This is a genomic window from Streptomyces sp. NBC_00637, assembly GCF_045161545.1.
GTDB lineage: Bacteria > Actinomycetota > Actinomycetes > Streptomycetales > Streptomycetaceae > Streptomyces.
The window spans coordinates 8,340,657-8,360,921 of sequence record NZ_CP109046.1; the positions used below are offsets into that span (position 1 = coordinate 8,340,657).

17 protein-coding genes are annotated in these 20,265 nt (G+C 71.2%); 8 read left to right on the forward strand and 9 right to left on the reverse strand.

The genetic code is table 11. The features are described 5' to 3' along the window. Positions 1–46 precede the first annotated feature (46 nt). From OG440_RS36840 to OG440_RS36860, 5 genes are all read left to right on the forward strand, one after another. Entirely contained in the window at positions 47–1,096 is a 1,050-nt protein-coding gene (locus OG440_RS36840) for a hypothetical protein (protein ID WP_406011096.1), read from the forward strand. Positions 1,097–1,264: 168 nt separating this feature from the next. Continuing rightward, complete coding sequence (locus tag OG440_RS36845) at positions 1,265–3,544, forward strand: MMPL family transporter (protein WP_406011097.1); 2,280 nt, start codon at positions 1,265–1,267, stop codon at positions 3,542–3,544. Positions 3,545–3,857: 313 nt separating this feature from the next. Next, complete coding sequence (locus OG440_RS36850; RefSeq protein WP_406011098.1) at positions 3,858–4,166, forward strand: hypothetical protein; 309 nt, start codon at positions 3,858–3,860, stop codon at positions 4,164–4,166. A 104-nt stretch (positions 4,167–4,270) separates the two neighbouring features. Beyond that, positions 4,271–4,741, forward strand: coding sequence for a hypothetical protein (locus OG440_RS36855; protein WP_406011099.1), 471 nt, complete (start codon positions 4,271–4,273; stop codon positions 4,739–4,741). 139 nt (positions 4,742–4,880) lie between these two features. Beyond that, positions 4,881–5,282 carry a gas vesicle structural protein GvpA gene (locus OG440_RS36860; RefSeq protein WP_406011100.1) on the forward strand — a complete coding sequence of 134 codons (402 nt, stop codon included), beginning with the start codon at positions 4,881–4,883 and terminating at the stop codon, positions 5,280–5,282. A gap of 73 nt (positions 5,283–5,355) precedes the next feature. Here the strand turns inward: OG440_RS36860 and OG440_RS36865 are convergent, their stop codons facing one another. From OG440_RS36865 to OG440_RS36905, 9 genes are all read right to left on the reverse strand, one after another. Continuing rightward, entirely contained in the window at positions 5,356–5,685 is a 330-nt protein-coding gene (locus tag OG440_RS36865; RefSeq protein WP_406011101.1) for a CU044_2847 family protein, read from the reverse strand. Between the two features lie 28 nt (positions 5,686–5,713). Beyond that, the gene (locus OG440_RS36870) at positions 5,714–6,958 is read right to left on the reverse strand and encodes an ABC transporter substrate-binding protein (protein ID WP_406011102.1); all 1,245 of its coding nucleotides are present in this window, start codon (positions 6,956–6,958) and stop codon (positions 5,714–5,716) included. Further along, a complete protein-coding gene (locus tag OG440_RS36875) occupies positions 6,955–7,803 on the reverse strand; it encodes a hypothetical protein (protein WP_406011103.1) in 849 nt (282 codons plus the stop codon). Before OG440_RS36875 ends, OG440_RS36870 begins: the two co-directional genes overlap by 4 nt. Further along, positions 7,800–9,248: a vWA domain-containing protein gene (locus OG440_RS36880; protein ID WP_406011104.1), complete on the reverse strand. Its 1,449-nt coding sequence runs from the start codon at positions 9,246–9,248 to the stop codon at positions 7,800–7,802. Before OG440_RS36880 ends, OG440_RS36875 begins: the two co-directional genes overlap by 4 nt. 67 nt (positions 9,249–9,315) lie before the next feature. Then, entirely contained in the window at positions 9,316–11,445 is a 2,130-nt protein-coding gene (locus tag OG440_RS36885) for a protein kinase domain-containing protein (protein WP_406011105.1), read from the reverse strand. Positions 11,446–11,454: 9 nt separating this feature from the next. After that, positions 11,455–13,152, reverse strand: coding sequence for a trypsin-like peptidase domain-containing protein (locus OG440_RS36890; protein ID WP_406011106.1), 1,698 nt, complete (start codon positions 13,150–13,152; stop codon positions 11,455–11,457). Between the two features lie 66 nt (positions 13,153–13,218). Further along, positions 13,219–15,828, reverse strand: a complete 2,610-nt coding sequence (locus OG440_RS36895) for a glycosyl hydrolase family 65 protein (RefSeq protein WP_406011107.1) — start codon at positions 15,826–15,828, stop codon at positions 13,219–13,221. A 195-nt stretch (positions 15,829–16,023) separates the two neighbouring features. Beyond that, positions 16,024–16,893, reverse strand: coding sequence for a peptidoglycan-binding protein (locus tag OG440_RS36900; RefSeq protein ID WP_406011108.1), 870 nt, complete (start codon positions 16,891–16,893; stop codon positions 16,024–16,026). Positions 16,894–17,154: 261 nt separating this feature from the next. Next, complete coding sequence (locus tag OG440_RS36905; protein WP_406011109.1) at positions 17,155–17,907, reverse strand: hypothetical protein; 753 nt, start codon at positions 17,905–17,907, stop codon at positions 17,155–17,157. A gap of 341 nt (positions 17,908–18,248) precedes the next feature. Here OG440_RS36905 and OG440_RS36910 point away from each other — a divergent pair, with 341 nt between their 5' ends. The 3 genes from OG440_RS36910 (at position 18,249) to OG440_RS36920 (ending at position 19,989) form a co-directional block, all read left to right on the forward strand. After that, on the forward strand, positions 18,249–19,100 hold the full coding sequence (locus OG440_RS36910; protein ID WP_406011110.1) for an RNA polymerase sigma factor SigF: 852 nt from the start codon (positions 18,249–18,251) through the stop codon (positions 19,098–19,100). 80 nt (positions 19,101–19,180) lie between these two features. Then, positions 19,181–19,603: a hypothetical protein gene (locus OG440_RS36915; protein ID WP_406011111.1), complete on the forward strand. Its 423-nt coding sequence runs from the start codon at positions 19,181–19,183 to the stop codon at positions 19,601–19,603. A 17-nt stretch (positions 19,604–19,620) separates the two neighbouring features. Then, on the forward strand, positions 19,621–19,989 hold the full coding sequence (locus OG440_RS36920) for a low affinity iron permease family protein (protein WP_406011112.1): 369 nt from the start codon (positions 19,621–19,623) through the stop codon (positions 19,987–19,989). Positions 19,990–20,265 lie beyond the last annotated feature (276 nt).

Below are 20,265 nucleotides of genomic sequence, written 5' to 3' on the forward strand. Positions count from 1 at the left end.
GCTATTGCCACGGTTACGCCGGACAGGTGACTTCACTGGTCTCGGCGTGTGGCTGACGGTCCGTTTCTGGTTCGCTCTCGATGTGATCGCTATCGACCTCGCTCTTTCTCTGCCGGACGGCGTCCTCCCCTTGGGAGTTGAGCATCCTGAGAGTGCGGCCGCACGTGCCCTGCACGATCAGTGGTTCCTCCCCGTTCTCCGTGATCTGCGGCGGGAGGTGGTTCTGGAGAGTGTGAACCGGCACGATCTCTTTCGTCTCGCCTCGTTCGTCTCCCCTCGTGCGCCTGTGGAGAAGGTGGCGAATACGGCGATCTCGCTGTCCGCGGCGATCGTGGTCGACGACGTCTTCGACAGCACCGAGGCGGCAGGCAACGACGTCGGTGACTTCATCGAGGTCATGCACGGTGCCCCCGTAGCGGGCATGTCCAGCGAACTCGTGCTCTGGCAGCAGGCGATGGAGCACTTGCGGTCGCGGACTTCGGACGGAGTGTTCCAGCGCCTGACCGGATTCTTCGAGCAGTGGCTCCGCAGCCTCGAAAGCCCCCCTCAGGCGTTCGACGATGTGGACTCCTACCTGGAGTACCGACGCTGCAACCTCGGCTTCGACTGCCTGCGGGGATTCGTGGAATACGCCCTCGACATCGATATGAGCCTCGTACCGCCCTCGCCTGACCTGGAAGCTTTCGACGCTGCTTGCGGCGTCCACATGTCGCTGGTCAACGACCTTTTCTCCTACCGCAAGGAGGCCGGGGACGCCGACGTCGCGAACGCCTTGAACCTTCTGCGCCGGGGCCGGGGAATCTCCCTGCAGGGCGCTGTGGACCAGGTGTGCGATCGCATTCGAGACGCTGAGCGCGATCTGGCCCACCACGCCCGGACACTGTCCGAAGGCGACGATGCCCACGCGCAGACGATGCGTCTCTACACGGACACGATGAAGGCCAACGTCGGAGGCCATTTCGCCTGGACGATGTCCACTCCGCGTTTCAACGGCAAGGGCCACGCGTGGGACGGGACTCTGCCCTCCGCATGCTGTTGCAGCCCGACCGAACGCTCCTGCTCTCAACCTGAGCGCACGGAACTCACCCCCCCCTGAAGTTCTGGCCGCGCTGGGTGCTCAAGCGACTCGGGCCGGCCTGTCGCCTCACCCACAGCCACGAGCCCCTACCCGCCGGCCGTGGCACTGGAGATATGAGTGATTCTGTCGCGGACGCGTCACTCCCGGATGCGCGGATCGCGTATCGCTGTGCGCTCGCCCTTGCGAGTGCTATGTGCCGCTGCCCTGGTCGCCGCGGTCTGTGCGGTCCTCGCCGCCGGTTCCTTCGACCGGCTCGGCCAGGGTGGCTACACCCCGGGGAACACCGAGGCCGAACGCGTCGAGCAGCTGGTATCCCGCCGGTTCACCGTTCCTGACGGCGATCTGGTGCTCCTGATCGACACACCGCTCACGACCGACGACATCTCCTCCCGCACGGCCGGGGCCGCTTTGACCCAACGTGTCGCCGGCTTGGACGGCGTGCGCCGGGCGGCGTCCTACTGGACGGCGGGCGATCCGACACTGCGCTCACGCGACGGCCGCTCAGCGCTCATCATCGCCGAACTGCGGGGCAGCGAGTCGGACAGGGTGCGCACGGCAGCCCGCATCGTGCCCCGGCTCACCACAGGACAGGGCGCGCTGACGGTGTCGGCGACGGGCGCGGCCTGGATGCGCGCGGAGGCGGTGGAGCAGAGCCACGAGGACCTGCTGCGGGCCGAACTGCTCGCGGCGCCCCTGGTAATGCTGCTGCTCATCTCCGTGTACGGCACGCTCGTCGCTACCCTGGTCCCGATGACGATCGGGCTCCTCGCCATGGTCGGCGCCCTCGCCGTGCTGCGCGTGCTCAGCACCTTCACGGAAGTCTCCGCGTTCGCGGTGAACATCACCACCGCGCTCGGCTTCGGACTGGCCTGCGACTACGGCCTGTTCATCGTGGCGCGCTACCGGGAGGGCGTCGCCGCCGGGCTGCCGAGCACCGAAGCAGTGGCCGAGGCCACCCGCACGGCGGGGCGGACCGTGGTGTTCTCCGCTGCCATCGTCGCCCTGGCCTTCAGCGGGCTCATGACCTTGCCCCAGCCCTTCCTGACACACCTGGCGTGGGCCGGGATCGTGGTGGTGACCCTCTCCGCCGTCGCCGCGTTGTGCGTCGTGCCGGCACTGCTCGCCGTACTCGGCCCCCACCTGGACCGGGGCGACGTGTGGCGCTGGCTGCGCAGGAGCAGCATGGGGGCGTCCGCGGAGAGCCTCGCCTGGCGGCGCATCGGGACCGTGGTGGCACGCCGGCCGGCGCTGTTCGGCGGCGCGTGCTGCACACTGCTGGTGATGATGGCGCTGCCCTTCGGGCACGCCAGATTCGGCCTGGTCGACGAACGGACCCTGCCCTCCACGGCCTCCGCGTACACGACGGCCGACCGGGTCCACGCCGCCTTCACCTCCCCGCCCGACCGCCGCCTGACCGTGGTACTCACCAGGGCCGCGGACGACGCGTCGGTGGCCGACTACGCGCGACGGCTCTCCCGCCTCCCCGGCGTCACCGACGTGCGCTCGCCGGCGGGAGTCTTCCGTGCCGGGACCCTCGTCGCGCGACCGTCCGCGGCCGCGTCGGCCGCGTACCGAGGGCAGGACGCGACACTGCTGACCGTCACCGCGCCCCAGGTCCCCGGCAGCGCCGCCGCCGTGCACCTGGTGGCGGACATCCGCGCAGTGCCCGCACCGGCGCCCCGCCTGGTCGGCGGCCTGGCCGTCCTTGGAGCCGACACCGTGGACGCGATGGCCGATGCCCTGCCGCTCGCCGCCCTGATCACGCTGACCGGCATGTTCGTGCTGCTGCTGATCTTCACCAGGTCCCTGCTCCTGCCGGTCAAGGCGATCGTGGTCGGACTCCTGAGCCTGACCGCGAGTTTCGGCACGATGGTGTTGATCTTTCAGGAGGACCGCGCCGGTTGGCTGGTCGGCGACTTCACCTCCACCGGACAACTGGACACCAGCATCCCGCCCCTGCTGTTCTGCATCGCCTTCGGGCTCTCCGTCGACTACGAACTGCTTCTTCTCTCCCGGATCAAGGAGGACTACATCGCGCACGGAGACAACCGTGCAGCCGTGGTCTTCGGAGTCGCGCACACGGGACGTCTGGTCACCGCCGCCGCCTCGGTCGTCGCCGCCAGCGTGGGCACGCTCGTCGTGTCCGGCGTCACCTCCCTGAAAGTCCTCGGGTTCGGCCTGGCCCTCGCCGTCCTCGTCGACGCGACTATCGTCCGCGGCGTCCTCGTGCCGGCCGTGATGTGTCTGGCCGGGCGGGCCAACTGGTGGGTGCCGAGGAGGTTCACCGAGAAGCAAAGGGGCCGCACCGCCGTGCGGCCCGACCAGGTCACGCAGTCCCCGGGACAGATCACTCGGATACGGGCGACGGTCGGCCATGACCTGGAGATACCGCCGTTCGGAGGCGTGCACCCAGGCGTGCGCGCGGCGGTATCGAAGGACGGGACGGACCCGGGCGTCCTGGAATGAGACAGGCGCAAGCCATCCTCCGCCCCAGGGGTCACACCACTTCTCTCGGCATCCACCAACAGCCGGACAGCCCCATCAGCATCAGATCCGCCCGAGTGCCGGCCAAGCTCGGTATGACGTACGAGGGGCGCCTTCGACACACGGCATGGATACGGGACGGCTGGCGGGACTCCCTGAGGTTCTGCATTCTCGAAGAGGAATGGCGCGCTGAAGACTCGGAGTGATGCCGACGTAGAGACGGTCGATTCACGAATCGGAGCCGCGCTTCTTGTGGCTCCCTCGAACCGCCGTCGCCCACCGGCAGACTCGTGCCGTGACCCCCGACGCGCAGCCCGAGCGCACCCCTGACGGACGGTTCGTGATCGTGGGCGGACGACGCTGGCGGGCGACGGATCCGCTCATCCCCGAGGAGGAGGCCTCGCGGCTGCGCTCCCACCTCATGGCGGCCCGGCGCGCGATCGCGGCCGCACGTCGAGCTCAGGACCCGGAAGCCGAAAGCGCTGCCCGCGCTCGCGTGCAGCTGGCGAAGGTCGCCCTGGGCGAGCGCGGCACCCCCTGGTGGGAGCAGAGCGACCAGGAACGCCGTAACCGCTGGCGTGAGGGGCTCGGGGCACTCGACTGAGCCGGGCGCGGCGGGCACGCACCGGGACGCGTTCGCGGCGGGGTGACATGGGGTCCGGGGTAGTGGGCACACGCGATGGAATGCAGGGAAACCAGACGTATGCCATGAGCGACACGCACGGCCGGCCTGGATCACGGGAAGGCGCCTCACCACGGCGGACCGAGGGACGGCACCGGCGCGCGGGACGACGAGCGGGCCGGTGGCACCGCAGGTGGCTCTCCTATCGCGACGTCGAGCTGTTGCCGTCCTCCTCCCCGGAGGGCGGCGCCGGTGAGGAGTGTCTGCTCCTGGTGCACATCCGCAAGGTGGTCGGACGGGTCACCTATCGCGCGTGCGCCGAGTGCGCCGAGGGTGTGATCACCGACGTCGTCCTGGACGAGCCGTTCCGCGACTGCGGGCTGGGCACCAGGGCGCTGTCCCACCTGCGCTCCAGGCATCCCGACATCACCTGGCGCACCACGCTCGACCGCCGGCTCACGCGCGATCTTCTGCACCGGATGCGCATCCCCAGGGCGGCCGTGGCGGGCAGCTGCTCCCACGGCCGGCCGGGCGTCGTCGCCCCCGCCGGTATGTGAGCGCTCGCCGTCGGATCGGCCGTACCGAAGACTCGTACACGCGTTTGGTCCCGCGGGCCCGGGCTACTTGCACAGGGAACCCGCGTCCCCGCCAGGGGGAGCGCCGACAGAACCACGGAGAGAGGACAAGGGGGTCGTCATGACCGTCGCAACACAGCAGGGCGGCGGGGGCGGTTCCAGTGGCCTCTACGACGTTCTGGAGCTCATTCTGGACCGCGGGCTGGTGATCGACGCGTTCGTGCGTGTCTCCCTGGTCGGCATCGAGATCCTCAAGATCGACATACGGATCGTGGTCGCCAGCGTCGACACCTACCTGCGCTTCGCCGAGGCGTGCAACCGGCTCGACCTGGAGGCGGGGCCACGCAAGCCGGCCGGGCTGACCGAGCTCTCGGAGAAGGTCATGGAATCGGGCGCCCGAGGCAAGACCAAGGGCGCTCTGTCCGGCGCCGCGGAAACCATCTTCGGCGCGTATCAGCAGGCCCGTGAAGAGGGCCAGAAGCGTCAGAGCACCCGGTCGCCGCGTCGGCGGCCCGCCGACTGACCCCGGACGCGTGAACCGGAGCCATCGTGCCGACCAGTGGGCGTGGCGACACGTCCCGGGATCGGTTCGCGGATCATTCCGGTGGTGTCGGCGCTGTGCCGCTCCAGCGGAGTGTGACGTCGAGATGGGCGCTCACGCCGGCACTCGACAGCACCGCGCCGAGCTTGGCGTCCAGGACGACGCCGAACGTGACCTCCACCTCGTCGGGCCGCTCGGCGACGCCGCGGAACTGGCCGATCACCTCGGAGGCGGCGGTGGTGATCGGCGTCAGCGCCGCGCGCAGGCTGCTCCCCGCGCTCTCCAGACGCGTTCCCAGACCCACCGCTCCGGTTCCGGTGCGGGCGGGTGGGGCCACGAGGACGACGGTGCCGTCGTCGAGGGTGAACTGGACGGCGTCCGGCATGGGGGCTCCTGAGGGAATCCGGGATGGTTCAGGGACTCTGGCGATGGCAAAGGGGTGGCTCCGACTCGGGGCGTACCTGTCCGAGTGCGTTCTGGACCTCGTCGAGTGCCGTGAGCAGCGGACCTTCCGCTTTGCCGCTCGCGTACTCCATGACCGCCCGGTAGAAGGCGGCGGACACGTCGGGATCCATCGCGTCGGCGGCGCTGAAGCAGAGCGTGTGGCCGGGAGCGCGGAGCAGCCCGGCGATCTCGCCCTGCGTGCCGATGGCGTAGCTCGTCACCTTGCGGTTGGCGGAGAGCGCGAAGCCGGGTTCGTCCACCCACGCCTGCTGGGCGGGCGTGCCCGCCAGGTAGGCGATGAACTTGTCGGCGCTCGTGTTCCCGGTGAACTTTCCGACGAAGTCCGCCGAGACCTGCAAGGCCTTGTCGGCGGGCGGCACGTACGAGTACCTGCCCTCGTCGACCTGGTCCCGATCGAAGGACATCACCGAGAGGGCGCCGTGACTCAGGGAGCACTTCTGCCCGGCCATCCCCTTGGTGGCGTCGAGGAAAGGGGAGGTGGCCGCATGCTCACGGGCGTCTCCCACGAGGTCGCCCCAGGTGGTCCACGCCTCGCGGACGGCCTCGCTCTTCCAGACGGCCTTGCTCTGCCGGTCGACGGCACCCGAGGCCCAGTTGGTGTACACGTCGACACCCTTCTCGGCGAGCAGTATGTCGGCTATCCAGTCGGCGCCCGGCCAGCCGGAGGTGGGGCCGGACTCCAGCCCCAGGCACCAGCGGTAGTGACGGGACCGGAGATCGTCCCAGTCCGCCGATCGTGACACTTTGGTGGGGCCCTTGGTGTCGTACCAGATGAGGCTCTTGACGTCGGCCTTCACGGGGACGGCGTAGACGTCGTCCCCCTCCATGCCCAGCCCGCGGAACGGCTCCACGTAGTCGCTCGTGTCGACATCGAGTTTTTGCAGTGGTCCTTCGGTCCGGTACTTGGCGATCGCTCCCACGCTGGGCAGCACCGCCAGGTCGGGCCTCGCGTCCGCGGCCACCGCGGCATCGAGCTGCTGGGTCAGGGCGCGGGTGACCTGGGGTTCGATGTCGATACCGGGGTTGGCCCGCTCGAAGTTCTTGACGACCGTGTAGAACGCCCCGAACTCGTCCTCGGACCAGGGGATCATGATCGTCACTTTGTCCTGCCCGGGTTCGCCGCATGCGACCGGTGCCAGCAGCAGCCCGAGGATCAGGGCGCAGCGTACGAGAGGTGTCGTCAGTCTCTTCATGAGCGGGGGAACCTGTACTCCGCGAGCCGGGGACGGTAGGCCAGATACGCGAGCGCACCGGCGCCGGCGAGCACGGGCAGCGCGATCGCCATGGTGAGGTGGGCGGTCCTGCTCATGCGGATCCCGATCGACGCGGTGGCCAGCAGGGCCACGACGAGCGCCGGGCTGGGGTACCGCCGGAAGCGTCGGGCGACGATGAAGCCGCTCGCACAGACCAGCAGCAGCATGACGGCCAACGGCCCTTCGAACAGGGGTTTCAGCAGGTCGGGGTCGCGCCAGCCCGATCGGAGCTGCTTCTCCTTGGCTTCCTCCTCCACCTTCTCCAGATCCGCCAGCGATTGCAGGAGGCCTCCGGTGAAGGCGACGGGCGTGCGGCCGTCGAGTGCCGGCTCCGCGAGGAGCGCCTTCCGCGCTCTCTCCACGCCCGATGTCCCCTCCAGCACCGCCGTGTCGGCCAGTTGCACCCAGGTGGCCAACTGGCCCTGGACGAACTGGATGTGGCTCAGCCCCCGGGACCCGGCCGCGTTGCCCTCCGTCGCCGACGTGAGATGGGAGCTCATGCGGGCGGTGGCGTTCGCGAAATCGGCGCCGGTGCCGGTCAGGTTGATCGCCTTGATCTGGGAGACGGCTTCGAGCGCCTCGTTCGCCTTGAGGGCCTGTTCGTGCGCATTCCGGATGTGGACGATGGCCTGATCCGTGCGCTCGGCGGCGGCGGTCTGCTCACCCGCCCGGTTCGCCACCACCAGGTAGAGCAGCGTCGTCAGCGCCACCGTGCCCAGCACGCCCACCCTGAGCCACCGCAGCACCACGATCGGATGCAGCGTGCGCAGCCGTACGCCGGTCACAGCGCGTCCACCGGCTCACCGGCCGCGTCCCCGAAGCGATGCCCGCACTCCTCGCAGAACTTGGCCGTCGACGACGTGGACGTCGTATTGCACCGCGGGCACACACGCTGCAACCCGGTGTTCTGGAGAGGCAGTTCGAGCGCGTCGACCGGCCGTCTCGCGGTCTTGGTCGAGTCGACGCCGATTCCGAGTATCTGGCCCCGGGTGACGTCCTGCCGCACCCGGATCCGCCCGTCGGGGCCACCGGACGCCACCGCGCGCAGCAGTCGCAGGCGGGTGGCGTCCCGGAGGGATTCCGCGAGACCGATCGCGAGGCGCAGTTCGCGGTCCGCGCGGTCGAGGTCTCCGCGCAGGTGGGCGTCGGCGCAGGCGCGCATGGCCATGCCGAGCTCGCGTTCGTTCTCGACGCGGGTGAGTTCGGGGGAGCGGGCGATGCCGAAGTCGGGTGTCGAGCGGCGGCGTACGACCAGGGCCGCGGTCTCGGAGCAGGGCCGCCTGGTCCCGTCGGGGAACTCGGCGTGCAGTGTGATGCGGGCGGCGCGCAGAGCCTCGTCGACGGTCAGGCTGTCGGGGTCCACACGGAGGGAGATCTGGTACTGACGGCTCTCAGGAGGCCAGGAGCCGAGCGGGATGTGCGTCTCGCTCTCCCGCTGTTGACGTGCCGTCAGTTCTGCCTCGACGGGACGGGTCTGGCGCACGAACGAGAGCTGGAAGCGGCTGTTGAGACGCAGGCCCAGATACACCCGGGGTACGACGATCCGCTGCGCCTCGCGCATCAGGCGGGTGAAGTCCTCCGTCAGGTCCGAGATGGTGACGACGGCCTCGGCCGAGCCGTGCAAGGCTTCGGTGACCCGCAGGAGTTCGGTGTAGTGCCAGTCGTCGCCCAGCCCCCTCGCGTCGCAGACGAAGTGGTCGGTGCACATCGAGAGGATCTCGCCGAGCTGTTCGGGTGTCTCGTGCTCGTCCTTGCCGTCCGTGTAGAGCACCGCGTGACGCACCGTGCCGGCGGACTCCACCGACGCGAAGAGGCGGCGGGCGCGAGCCAGCCACTGGCCTATCGCCGTGCCTCCATCCGGGAATTGACCGAGTACCCGGAGTTTGGCGTCCGCCCGGGTCCGGGCGTCGACACGGGCCAGGCCGCCCGTCGTCGGGAAGATCACGTCGGCCTTGTGGTTGCCCGCGACGATCCCCAGGAGACTCCCGTCCCGCAGGGTGTCGATGGCCGCGCACATCGCGCGTTTCGCCTCGTCCAGCTTGTGTCCGGTCATGGACAACGAGCGGTCCATGATGAGGATCTCGGCACTCGGGGTCTGCGCGGCCGAGCCTGCGGTGGAGCGTGCCGTGACCGTGATCAGGGCGTCCACGCGGCGCTCGTCGTAGGGCAGATCCGAGGGTGCGTCCACTTCCAGGGCGAAACCGAGCCCCAAGGGTGACCTGTCCGCCACCGGCACCATCCGTTCATGTCTCTGCGTGTGGACTAACGGAGCGTGTAAGCGTTCTCGACGGAACGTGTCAGGAGCTTAGCCTGCCCGGCGTGGCTTCGACACGTGAATGACCCGTTCTGCCATGCTTTCCCGGCCACCGCCAACTCAGCGCCGGGCGAAGGCGGTTGGCCTGGTCCACCAGTGCGACGTACTCCCGCTCGGTCGGCGCGTGCGGGCCGAGGGCACGGATCGCCTCGGACAGCTTCAGCCGGTCGTGGGTGCGCAGGAACTCCGCGTACTGGATCTCGGCACCCAGCGCGGCCGCCGCCGCCTCGTCCACGTCGAGACCGGGCAGGGCCGCCCTGGCTCTGGCCACGTCCTGCTCGGTCGGCGCCGGGTGGCCCGGCTCGGCGAGGACCATGACGCGCAGACGTACGGCCGCCACGCGCGCCTCGCGCTCGTAGCGGAACTCCTCGGCCAGCTGTTCGGCGACCTCCACCGCCTTCGCCCGCTCGCCGGCCAGCATCAGTACCCGGGCCAGGCCGAAACCGGCCGCTCCGAGCGCGGGGGTGGTGCCGAAGGCCGTGCCGTAGTGCGACCGCGCGACCGTATGGTCCCCGCGCAGCTCGGCGCACAGACCGAGGGCGAGCGGCGGCAGCAGCTCACCGGGCAGCGCCCTGCGCACCTGGGTGAGCACGACGGATGCGCGCTTCGGGCGCCCGTCGGCCAGCGCGATCAGACCGCAGTACCAGTCGGCCAGCCAGTGCCAGTCGGGCAGGCCCGCCGCCGCGAGCTGTCCTGCCGCCGCCGCATGGTCCTTTCGGCGCAGGGCGAGCCGGCTCTCGGCGAGCGCGCCGCCCGCCGCTCCCGTGACGCCCGGGTCGTCGGGATCGGACAGGGGCGCCGGGAGGGCCGCCGCGATGTCGGCGGGCTCGGGCGAGGAGAACGGCGCGGGTATCCGTAGCAGCCCCGTCTCGTCCGGCTGGGCGTCGACCCAGTGGGCCAGGGGCCGGGCCGCGCCCAGCCCGCCGTGCAGCGGTTCGGGCATCGAGCCGAACAGGGCCGAGGGACGCGACACCTGCCGACGCGTCGGCGGGGCCGCCACGACCTGCCGGATGACACCGCTGAGCTGTTCCGCGAACTGCCGTGCCGACACGAACCGCGCCCATGGCCGCAGGGGGTCCGTGGCCCGGTCCAGCAGCAGGTGGAGCGAGTCGACGCCCGGAGCGGAGCGGTCCGTCCAGCGGGCGCGGCAGACCTCGCGCAGGGTCATGCCCAGCCCGTACAGGTCGAAGCCGGGGGTGGGGCGCAGATGCTCCGGATCGGTCTCCGGCGGCGCGTACGCGCGCGTGTACGCCACGACCGGACCGGTGTCCTTCGTGTGACTGCGCACCGCGCCGAAGTCGATGAGCCGCACCCGGTCGAGCGCGCCCGTCGGGCCGTCCTCCCGGAAGCGGATGATGTTCAGGGGCTTGACGTCGCAGTGCAACAGGCCCCGGGCGTGCAGGTAGTCGAGCGCCTGGAGAACGCGGACGCCGTGCGCGAGGAGGCTTTCGAGGCGGTCGCCTTCGCGGGCGTTGAGCGGTTCCCCCGGCACGTACTCGAGGACGAGGTGCGGGCCCTCGTGCTCGTAGCCCAGGATGCGCACGATGCTGTCGTGTCGCAGCCCGACCAGGACGTCCCGTTCGTGCCGGGCCGTCTTGGCGACCGACTTGTGCAGCGCCTTGAGGACGACCTCGGTCGCGAGATTGCGGTCGTGGACGAGGTAGGCGGCCCCGTAGGCCCCCGAACCTAAGACGCGTAACACCTCGTAGCGGCCGGCGATGGTGAGGCCGCCGGGCTGGCCGAAGTCGAACCGGGTACCGCAGGCCTCGCAGAAGCCGGCGATCCGGCCCGGCTTGCCGTCGTGGCCGCGGCCCACCGGCTTCCCGCAGGCGGGCTTGGGGCAGTAGCGGTGCTCTTCGGCGACCGGGCCGGACGAACTCACCGGCATGTCCGGGGCCTGGTCGGAATCGACCAGTGCGAGGCCGTACCAGGGGTCCGGGCGGACCTGCGCCACACCGACGCTCGCCCCGCCCCGCGCCTGCGGTTCCGGGACGCGGTGCCCCGCCGCGGCACCGTCCCGCGGCAGCGGCGGGTGGTCGCACACCTCGCAGAAGCCCTGTTCGTCGATCTCGCCCAGCCCGCAAGGGGGGCGGTTGCACATCTGACGGCTCATCCCCGTGTGTCACCTTTCCTCTAACCGTCGGTTGACCTCGTCGATGTAGCGCCTGACCAGCGTGCGGGCGGTGCCGAGGTCGATCGGTTCGGTCCTCAGCGCACGCACGGCGGGGGAGTACCGCTCGGCGAGTCGACGGTCCTCGGCGCCGAAGTACCGCGCGGCCCGCAGACGGTGCAACTCCAGTGCGGTGCCGAGGTCCTGGCAGTCCGTGATCATGCGGCGCAGGTCGTGATCGAACAGCGCCAGGTCGGCGCGTGCCTTGTCCGCCTGGTCGTGGATCGCGGCGAGTTCGGGATTGGGTTCCGTCACCCGGGCCACGGCCAGCCGGACCCGCAGCCGGGGCGAGGCCCGGGGCGGCAGCCTGGGCGCGGCGAAGAACCGTACGCCCCACTCCTGATCCAGCGCGGACGCGGCGTCCTCCTCCGCCGCGAGCCGTCCGGCGACCGTGTGGACCTCGGCGGCGGTCACCCCCCGGGCCGCGCCCCCGCGCAACGGTTCGGGGTCGAGGCAGACGTCGTGGGCGAGGTCGGCCGGCGGCGTTCCCTCGAACCCGAGGACGAGACGCACGCCACGCGACCGGGCGCGGGCCGCCAACTGCCCCAGCAGGTCCCGCACCAGGGCCTCCGGATCCCGGGCCCGGTCGACGCGGCCCACCACCAGGCAGGCGGGCGGCAGACGGCGCAGCAGTTGCCGCCCCACCTCCCGGGCGTCCCCGCCGGGCAGCCCGAACCGGCCCGTGAGATAGCCGCTGAGGTCGGCGACCGACCTGTCGCGCGCGTCGTAGGCCGCGTCGATGGTGCCGAGCCGCAGCACGGTGTCCCCGGGAGCGCCGGTGAGCTCGGCGTCGGTGACGGTGGCCCGGGCCGCGGGATCCGCCGTGCGCACCAGCCGGACGAGCCAGGAGTCGCCCACGGCCGTCGTGCCGCCGGTACCGACGACGACGGTGCCGGCCCAGTCGCTGTCGAGCAGCCGGGTGAGCTCCTGTGTCAGCGCGAGCCGCAACGGGTCGCCCAGCGCGTCCCCGGGCAACTCGCCCGGGGAGGGACCCAGTTCGTTGTTGCGGTCGCCGCCGGTGAACTCCTCGATCCGGGGCAGGTACGTCAGGATCGTCTCGGTCGGCAGCATCCAGGCCGCCTTCGCCTCGCCGTTGACGTAGTCGGCCACCACGATGCCGACGACACGGCCGTCGAACTCGCCGCCCACCGCCATCGCCCCGGCACCCGAGTACCCCCGCTCGATCCACGGGTCGCCCTCGCGCACCCGCTTCAGCAGCCCCCACTCGCCCTGCCGGTGGCCGGATCCCGCCAGCCGCGCGTCCGCCCCCATGCCGAACGGCTCGTCGTGGGGGAAGCCGTACACCTGGACGGCGCCGGAGAGGGGCGCCTTCCACAGGGTGGTCCGGGTGCCGCAGCCGGCGGGTTCGTCGAGTTCGAGCAGTGCCACGTCGCCGCGCTGCGTCTCGTGGTCGTGCACCCAGGTGCCCGGAGCCACGCGCGCGGTGCGCGTCCACTCCGGGCGGCACGCCACACTGCTGATCCGCACGTGAGACGTGGGGCCCCCGGGTGCCGCACCGGCGTACCGGACCACGTGCGCGCAGGTGAGCACATGCCGGTCGTCGAGCAGCACTCCGGCGCCGTAGGGTGTGCCTTCCCCGTCGTCCACTCTCACGCGCCACGGACGGTCACTGTGGTGATGCAGCGCCATAGGCCCACGGTATGGCAACGAGCCTCACATTTCGCCGGGTTGGCGAGACGGGGTCGGTCCCGGCCGTCACTGCTGTACGTTGAGTTCGGCCAGCGCGACCGACGTGCCGCGCACGCTCACCCGCACGTACCGGATCGCCCTCTTGTCGGCCCGGTGCCAGGCCCGGCCGTCCGCCGACACCTCGACGACGAACCCGGCCGGCTGTTTGCGCCAGATCGGCCGGACCGTTCCGACGTGCACCCCGCGTCCCAGGTCGACGGTGAGGGCGGCGCGCTCGCTGGCAGGTGACCAGACGGTGGCCGGGCTGCCGTCCACGGCCGCCTCCGGGTACAGTCCCGGCTCGGCCGAGGTCGCCGTCGCCGGGCGGCAGCGCGCCAGGTCGGGGGTGGGGGAGAGGTCGGGGCGGCGGGTCTTGAGGGTGACCGTGCCGGAGAGCGTGTAGCGGCCCTCGGGAGTCTCCAGGGGGATCGGGTCACCCGAGCGCAGCCGCACCGTGGTCGTCTCCGGCCCGATCCCGATGTCGTACACCCGCCCTCGCCACCGCAGCCCCGACAGGCTTACCCCGTCCGACAGTTGGGGCGGGAGTGTCGGATCGAGGTGCAGTGCGTCGGGACGCAGCCGCAGCCCGGTCAGGCCGTGGGTGAAGACCTGGAGGAACCCGCCCTTGCCGGTGAGGAAGTCCTGGGCCGGAGAGCCCGCGAGCGGATCGGCCGCCCCCGCCTTCTCGCCGCGCGACTCCGAGAACAGCGCGAACGGGCCCCGCGCGAAGGGCTGGTAGGCGCGTCGCAGGAAGGTGTACGCGGCACAGCCCGGCTCGCCGATCGCGGCCGCGTCGATCGCGTGCACCGAGTCGGTCATGGCCGGACCGTCCGGATCGGTGCGCGCGGTGTAGTAGTCGAGCGTGGCGGCCGCGGCGCCGTCCGGCATCGGCCACTCCAGCGGATACACGAGCAGCACGGTGTCCGCCTGCTTGATCGGCGAACCGGCGTAGCCCTCGTACTGCAGGAAGACCTTGCGCCGGGCGTCGTACGGGACGCGCAGCCGTCCGGCGATGCGCCGCCAGTCCGCCGGGGCGGTCCTGCCCAGCACGCGGGCGGCGTCGGCCGCGGCGCGGAGCGCGGTCGCGGCGACGGCGTTGGTGTAGGCGCCGTCGTCGACGCCGTTGCTGTACTCGTCGGGACCGGCGACCTCCTTGACGGAGAAGGAGCCGTCGGCGTTCGGTGTGACACGCGAAGCCCAGTAGCGGGCGAGCCCTTCGAGCAGGGACCACCCCCGCCCCCGCAGCCAGTTCCGGTCACCGGTGGACAGGTAGTACTGCCAGGCGGCCAGCGCGATGTCGCCCTGGAGGTGGTTCTGGGTGACGCAGTGCGGCGGCCGCCAGCTCTGGCACTCGCTCCACAGCCGGCCGTGACTCGCGCTCGTCCAGGGATAGAACAGCCCCTTCACGGCGGTTTTCGCCGCGTTCCCGGCGGCGGCCGCACGGGTGCGGTACCGGTACTCCAGCACCGGGCGGGCCAGCTCGGGGCGGGTGGCGAGCAGCGACGGGAACATCCAGGTCTCCGCGTCCCAGAAGACCATGCCCGCGTAGTTGTCGCTGGTCAGTCCCGTCGGCGCGATGCTGTCACGGCCGCCGGCCCGCAGCGACGACAGCAGACCGTACTGCGCCGAGCGCACCCAGAGCTGCACGTCGGGGTGGCCGGGCACCGCGATGTCGGCGTCCCACAGGGCACGCCAGGCCTTCTGGTGCGAGCGGAACAACGCCGTCCAGCCACGCCCGGCGGCCCGGTGCGCGGCGGCGCCGGCGGCCGCGCGGGGGTCGTGGGAGGTGAGGGCGGTGTCGACGCCGACGTACTTCGTGGCGGTGTAGGTGCGCCCGGAGCGGACAGGCAGGGAAACGGACTGACGGGTACTCAACTTGCCCTCGCCGGAGCCGTGTCGACCACCGCGCCGGCCCGGGGCCTCGAACGTGGACGCCACCGCGCCGGCGATCCTGGTGCCGTCCGTGCGGAACGGCACGCCGATCGTGCGCGCGTCGACCGGCCCCGCCGCGGTCTGCGCGACACGGCGGGCGCCCCGGTCGTCGATGCGGTCGGTGAGGGTGAGCCGTCCGTCCCAGTGCGGAGTGACGCGCAGCCGTACGGCTCCGGTGTGCGGGTCGTCCCGGGAGGTGAGGACGTCGTACGTGAGGTCCGTGCGGCGGCCGTCGGAGCCGGTCCAGGTGAGGCTGGTCCGCAGGAGGCCGCAGCGCAGCGAGAGCGTCTGCCGGTACCGGTCGATCCGGCTGCCGGCGCCGTAGGTCTCGCGGCCGGCCGTCACGTCGAGCCCGGTCCACTGGGGGAGCGCGGCGAGCGCCTCGCGACCGGCGGTGGTCTCGGGGCCCCGTGCGTAGAGACCGGAGACGAAGGTGCCGTCGTAGCGCGGGGTGTACAGAGGCCAGCCGGTCTTCTCCCCGGAGGCCGCGTAGCCGGCGCCGGCGGGCGGGACCCGGGTGGCGAGGTACCCGTTGCCGACGTACGGGTGGTGGGAGTCCTTCGTGTCGATGCGGGTGGCGGCGGGCGCCCAGCCCGGTGCCGTGCACCCGTCGGCGGGGGAGGAGCGGGGCGCGGAGTGGGCCGGGGGGAGGGGCAGGAGCAGGGCGGAGGTCAGGAGGGGTGCGATGAGGCGGGCTTTCTTCACGGGTCGACGATGCAGGCGGCAAGGCGCCGAAGCGGGGAGATACACGGGGAATTACCACGTACGGGGCGCCGACGGCCGCCTCTCCACAGTCAGTCGGTGCTCCGCCCGCCCGGAGCGTGGAACGTCCCCCGCCCGCCACAACCGCACCCCCGCCCACGATCCGCCGCACGGCTTTCGGGCCGTTCCCGCCCGGAGTCAGACGTGGGGGACACCCAGCCTGTCCCAGCTGGACCGGCCGGGCACGCCGTCGGCGGCGCCGCCCTCGAGACCCAGCTTCTGCTGCCACGCGGTGTAGGACCGCACATCGCCCGGTCCCCACACGTCGACATGGGTGCTGGACGTGTAGCGGTCACAGTCCTCTGCGACCAGCCGGGCGTGCATGGCCGCGATGACGGGCGACGTTCGTCCCGCCCGGAAGAACGACGCACCCGGGAACGGCTCGAACCGGGGCCCCACCGGGAGCGGTTCAGGCGGCTGCGAGTCGAGCGCCGGCCAGGTGCCGGGGTCCACGTGGGTGTTCTCCGGGACGTGGGCATGGGCATACCACCCGCCCTGCGAGGTCCACTTGTCGGCCGGGCACGTGTTACGGGTCAAGGAGGTCGGACGGCCCATGGGCCAGACGTCCGGTACGCCCCAGGAGCCGATCCACGCGTGCAGCACCGCCCAGCCCTCGCAGGGAGTGTCGACCAGCCGGGCGAACACCTTGCCGTTGACACGGCAGTGCGGGAAGAACAGCGCCTCTACCTGGAGGACGACCTTGCCGGTCCGGTTCGTGCGAAAGCCGCCGTCGGCATCGAACACGGCCTTGCTGCGCGACGTGGCGGGGAAGAACTGGGCGAACGCTCCGGTGAAGGGATCCCAGAGGATGTGCGGAGCGTGGCCCTTGCCGCTGCCGGTGAAGAAGCTCTTCAGGTTGGCGAAGGGGAGCAGATCCAGGGGCTCCTCCGCGGTGGCCTCCTCGTCCGCCGTGATGTGCGCGATCGCCCTCGCGGGGAACGTGGGGTCGCACGGCGCATGGTCCCCGAGGTCCGCCTTCACGGCTTGGGGCATCCACGGATCGGGCATGGTGAACCTTCCCTCCTCGCACCGCACAAGGCCGCGGGGCCTGGGGTGCCGCAGGGTGAAGCGGGAACGCCGGACGCCGGGCCCGCGACGGGGCCCTCCAGCAGACCCTCCCGCTTTCCACGATGCGTCGGATGGGGGCGGGCGGCAAACGGGGAGCGTGTTCGTCCGGGGGCGCGGACCGCTCACCGGAGCAGGTGGGGACGGTGCGTCCCTCCACGGGACACGTATCCGTCCCGACGCGTGTCGCGCCGGACGGGCGTCTCAGTCCTGCTCGGCGCGGGCCAGGGCTTCGAGGACGCGCTTGGTCTTGCTGTCGGGGTGTTCGGAGAGCGTCACCCCGCGATCCCTCACCGCGTCCTCCAGCTTCCGCTGTTTGCGCTCCGCCCGTGCGGCGAACTCCTCGGCATCGTCCTCGGCCTTGGGCTTCACCCGGATCGAGGCTTCCAGGAACTCCAGACCCGCGACCGACCACGCCTCCAGGTCCACCTCCAGGTCGTCGAGCGGAACGTCGTCGGCCTTCGTCGAGTGGATCGGCCCCAACGCGACCAGCCCGTCGAACGGGACGGTAGGAGCGCAGGCACGCACGAACTGGTTCTGCACCGCGTCGATCGGCGCGGACGGGTCGGCTCCTTGCGCCACCGCGGCGGCCAGCGCCCCCGACGGGTGGGCGTGCACCAGGGAGGCTGCCGGCGAACGGCCGGTGCCGGACCAGTCCTCCTCGATCCGGTAGGTGAGCGGCTCCGCTTCGAAGGGTGCGGAGAACCGGCCGAGCAGCGCCTGCGGGGTACAGGGACGCAACTTGACGGTCAGGTCGTCCGGGCCCGCACCGGTTCGGAAGCGTACGATCACGCCGCCTTCGAGCAGCGGCACCCGCCCCTGCGCGACGCCGTTCCGGTCCTCGGCGAACCAGATCCGACGCGTCGTCATGGCAGCATGCGAACCACTCAGGGCCGACAGCGCGTCCGCCACGTCACCTTCGACATTGACCTTGATCTCGACCGGCAACAGGCTCATCACAGCGCTCCCAGCACATCATGGGGATGGGAAGACGAGCAGGACAGGTGCTGTCCACGCTATCCCCGCCCCCCTCCGGCCGCAGCCCGGCGGCGATCACCCCTACGCGTGGGATCCTCGGTGATGATGCGAGTCGTACCAGGGCGGACCTGATCCGCTGCCCGAATTCGTCGCTCGTGCCCGCAGCCTCAGCGCGACCCCGCCACGAAGGGGCGGTGCCTCGGTCTGCGCGCCCGGCCCGGGCATCTTCTCGGGGCATGTGCATGCTCTTCCGGTGACGGGGTAGTCGCGGCCACAGCAGCAGCTCGCACGCAGGTACCGGCCGGGTGGGGAGAACAAAGATGTCGGCGACGATCGCACAGGCAGCCGAGGATCAGACGACAGCGGCACTGCCGGCCATCGCGGAACCGGGCAAGATGGCGCCCAAGGACGCACGATCCCTCTCGAAGCTGTTCTTCGCGAAGCTGTCGGTGCTCGAGGAAGGCACGCCCGAGTACCAGTACGCGCGCAACACCCTGATCGAGATGAACATGTCCCTGGTCCGCTTCGCGGCCGGGCGGTTCCGCAACCGGGGCGGCGCGGACGGGATGGAGGACATCGTCCAGGTCGGCGTCATCGGGCTGATCAAGGCCATCGACCGGTTCGAGATATCGCGTGAGGTCGAGTTCACCTCCTTCGCCATCCCGTACATCGTCGGCGAGATCAAGCGCTTCTTCCGGGACACCTCCTGGTCGGTCCATGTGCCGCGCCGCCTGCAGGAGGCGCGTGTGCAGCTGGCGAAGGCCACCGAGGAGCTCCAGAGCCGCATGGGCCGGACCCCCACGGTCAAGGAGCTGTCGGAGCTGATGGACCTGACCGAGGAAGAGGTCATCGAGGCCCGCCTCGCGTCCAACGGCTACAACTCCGCCTCCCTGGACGCCACCATCGGCAGCGGCCCCGACGGCGAGACGGCTCTGGCGGACTTCATCGGGTCCGACGACGCCGCCATGGAACTGGTGGAGGACTTCCACACGCTGGCCCCGCTGCTCGCCCAACTCGACGAGCGTGAACGGCGCATCCTGCACTGGCGATTCGTCGAGGAACTGACCCAGGCACAGATCGGCGAACGGCTCGGCTGCTCGCAGATGCATGTCTCCCGCCTGCTCTCCGGCACCCTGAAGCGCCTGCGCAAGGGCATGCTCACCACCCAGTGAACCGATACCCGCGGCGAGACCCGCGGCCCGGGGCGCGGACGCCCGCCCCGGGCCCGGGCACGTACCAGAGAGGACCTGTGGTGAGCGAACACGGTGCCGCGCTCCCGCCGATCGACGCGCATCTGGAGATCCTGCTGCGGCTGGTCGACGCGCAGCCCGAGGCCACCCTCACGATCTGCCTGACCACGCCCGGTGGAATCGTCGCGGGCAACCTGGTCGGGTCCCGGGCATGGGCCGACCGGTGGGAGCACGTGGTGTCGACGGCCACCGGAGCGGACGACGCGGCCGACCACATGGCACACCTGGCGCACGAGGTCCGGTCCGCCCTGAAGGAGGCCGAGTCGGAGCCGGGTACGGGCGACGGGCTGCACGGGTTCATCCACCTCGTGGACGTCACGTTCCTGTCCGTGCCCGGGACGGCGACCGCCCCGCTGTGGCGTGGACGGCTGGCCGATGTGTCCGGCTGGGCCCTGGGCGCGCCCGTCGACCGGCAGGCCTCGTGAAGGCCGCCGGTGACCTGATGGCACCTCAGCACCCCGCGCATCGCGACGGCGACCGGCCGGGCCGCTTCACGCGCCTGGCCGAGCACGCCTCGAACTTCACCAGCTCACCCGCCTTCTTCGGCGTGTGCCTCGTGCTGGTCGCCGGCGCGATCACCGCGCACGTGCTGAAGCTGCCCACGTCGTGGCTGCTCCTGGTGGGCGAGGCGATGTCCGCCGTCTCACTGCTGCTCCTGGCACTGCTCAAGAACTCCGAACGGCGAGCCGAGCACGCCATTCAGCGCAAGCTCGACGCGATCGCCGCCGCCCTGCTGGAAATGCAGCGGCAGGAACCGGGAGCGGCGAGCGAGGAACTCCGCGAGGCCATCAGGATGGAGAAGCAGATCTGACCCCGTAGGAACGGGCTACGGGTGTTTCTTCGCCGCCGGCGCGGCCGGCACCGCGCTCCCTCATCGACGGGACATGTGCCGACATCGGTCCTGAAGTCCCCGCATGTCTCGTCTGGTTCGCGGTCGCCGGTCACCGGCTCGCCGGAAGCCGGGCTGCCCGTGCCGCCGCACCGGGACGAGGGGCGAGCGGCTCCATGGTGGGCCGCCGACGGCTTCGACGCCGGACCCCCTGATCTGATCCTGGGAAAATCTTTGCACCGCCCTGACCAGGCAAAA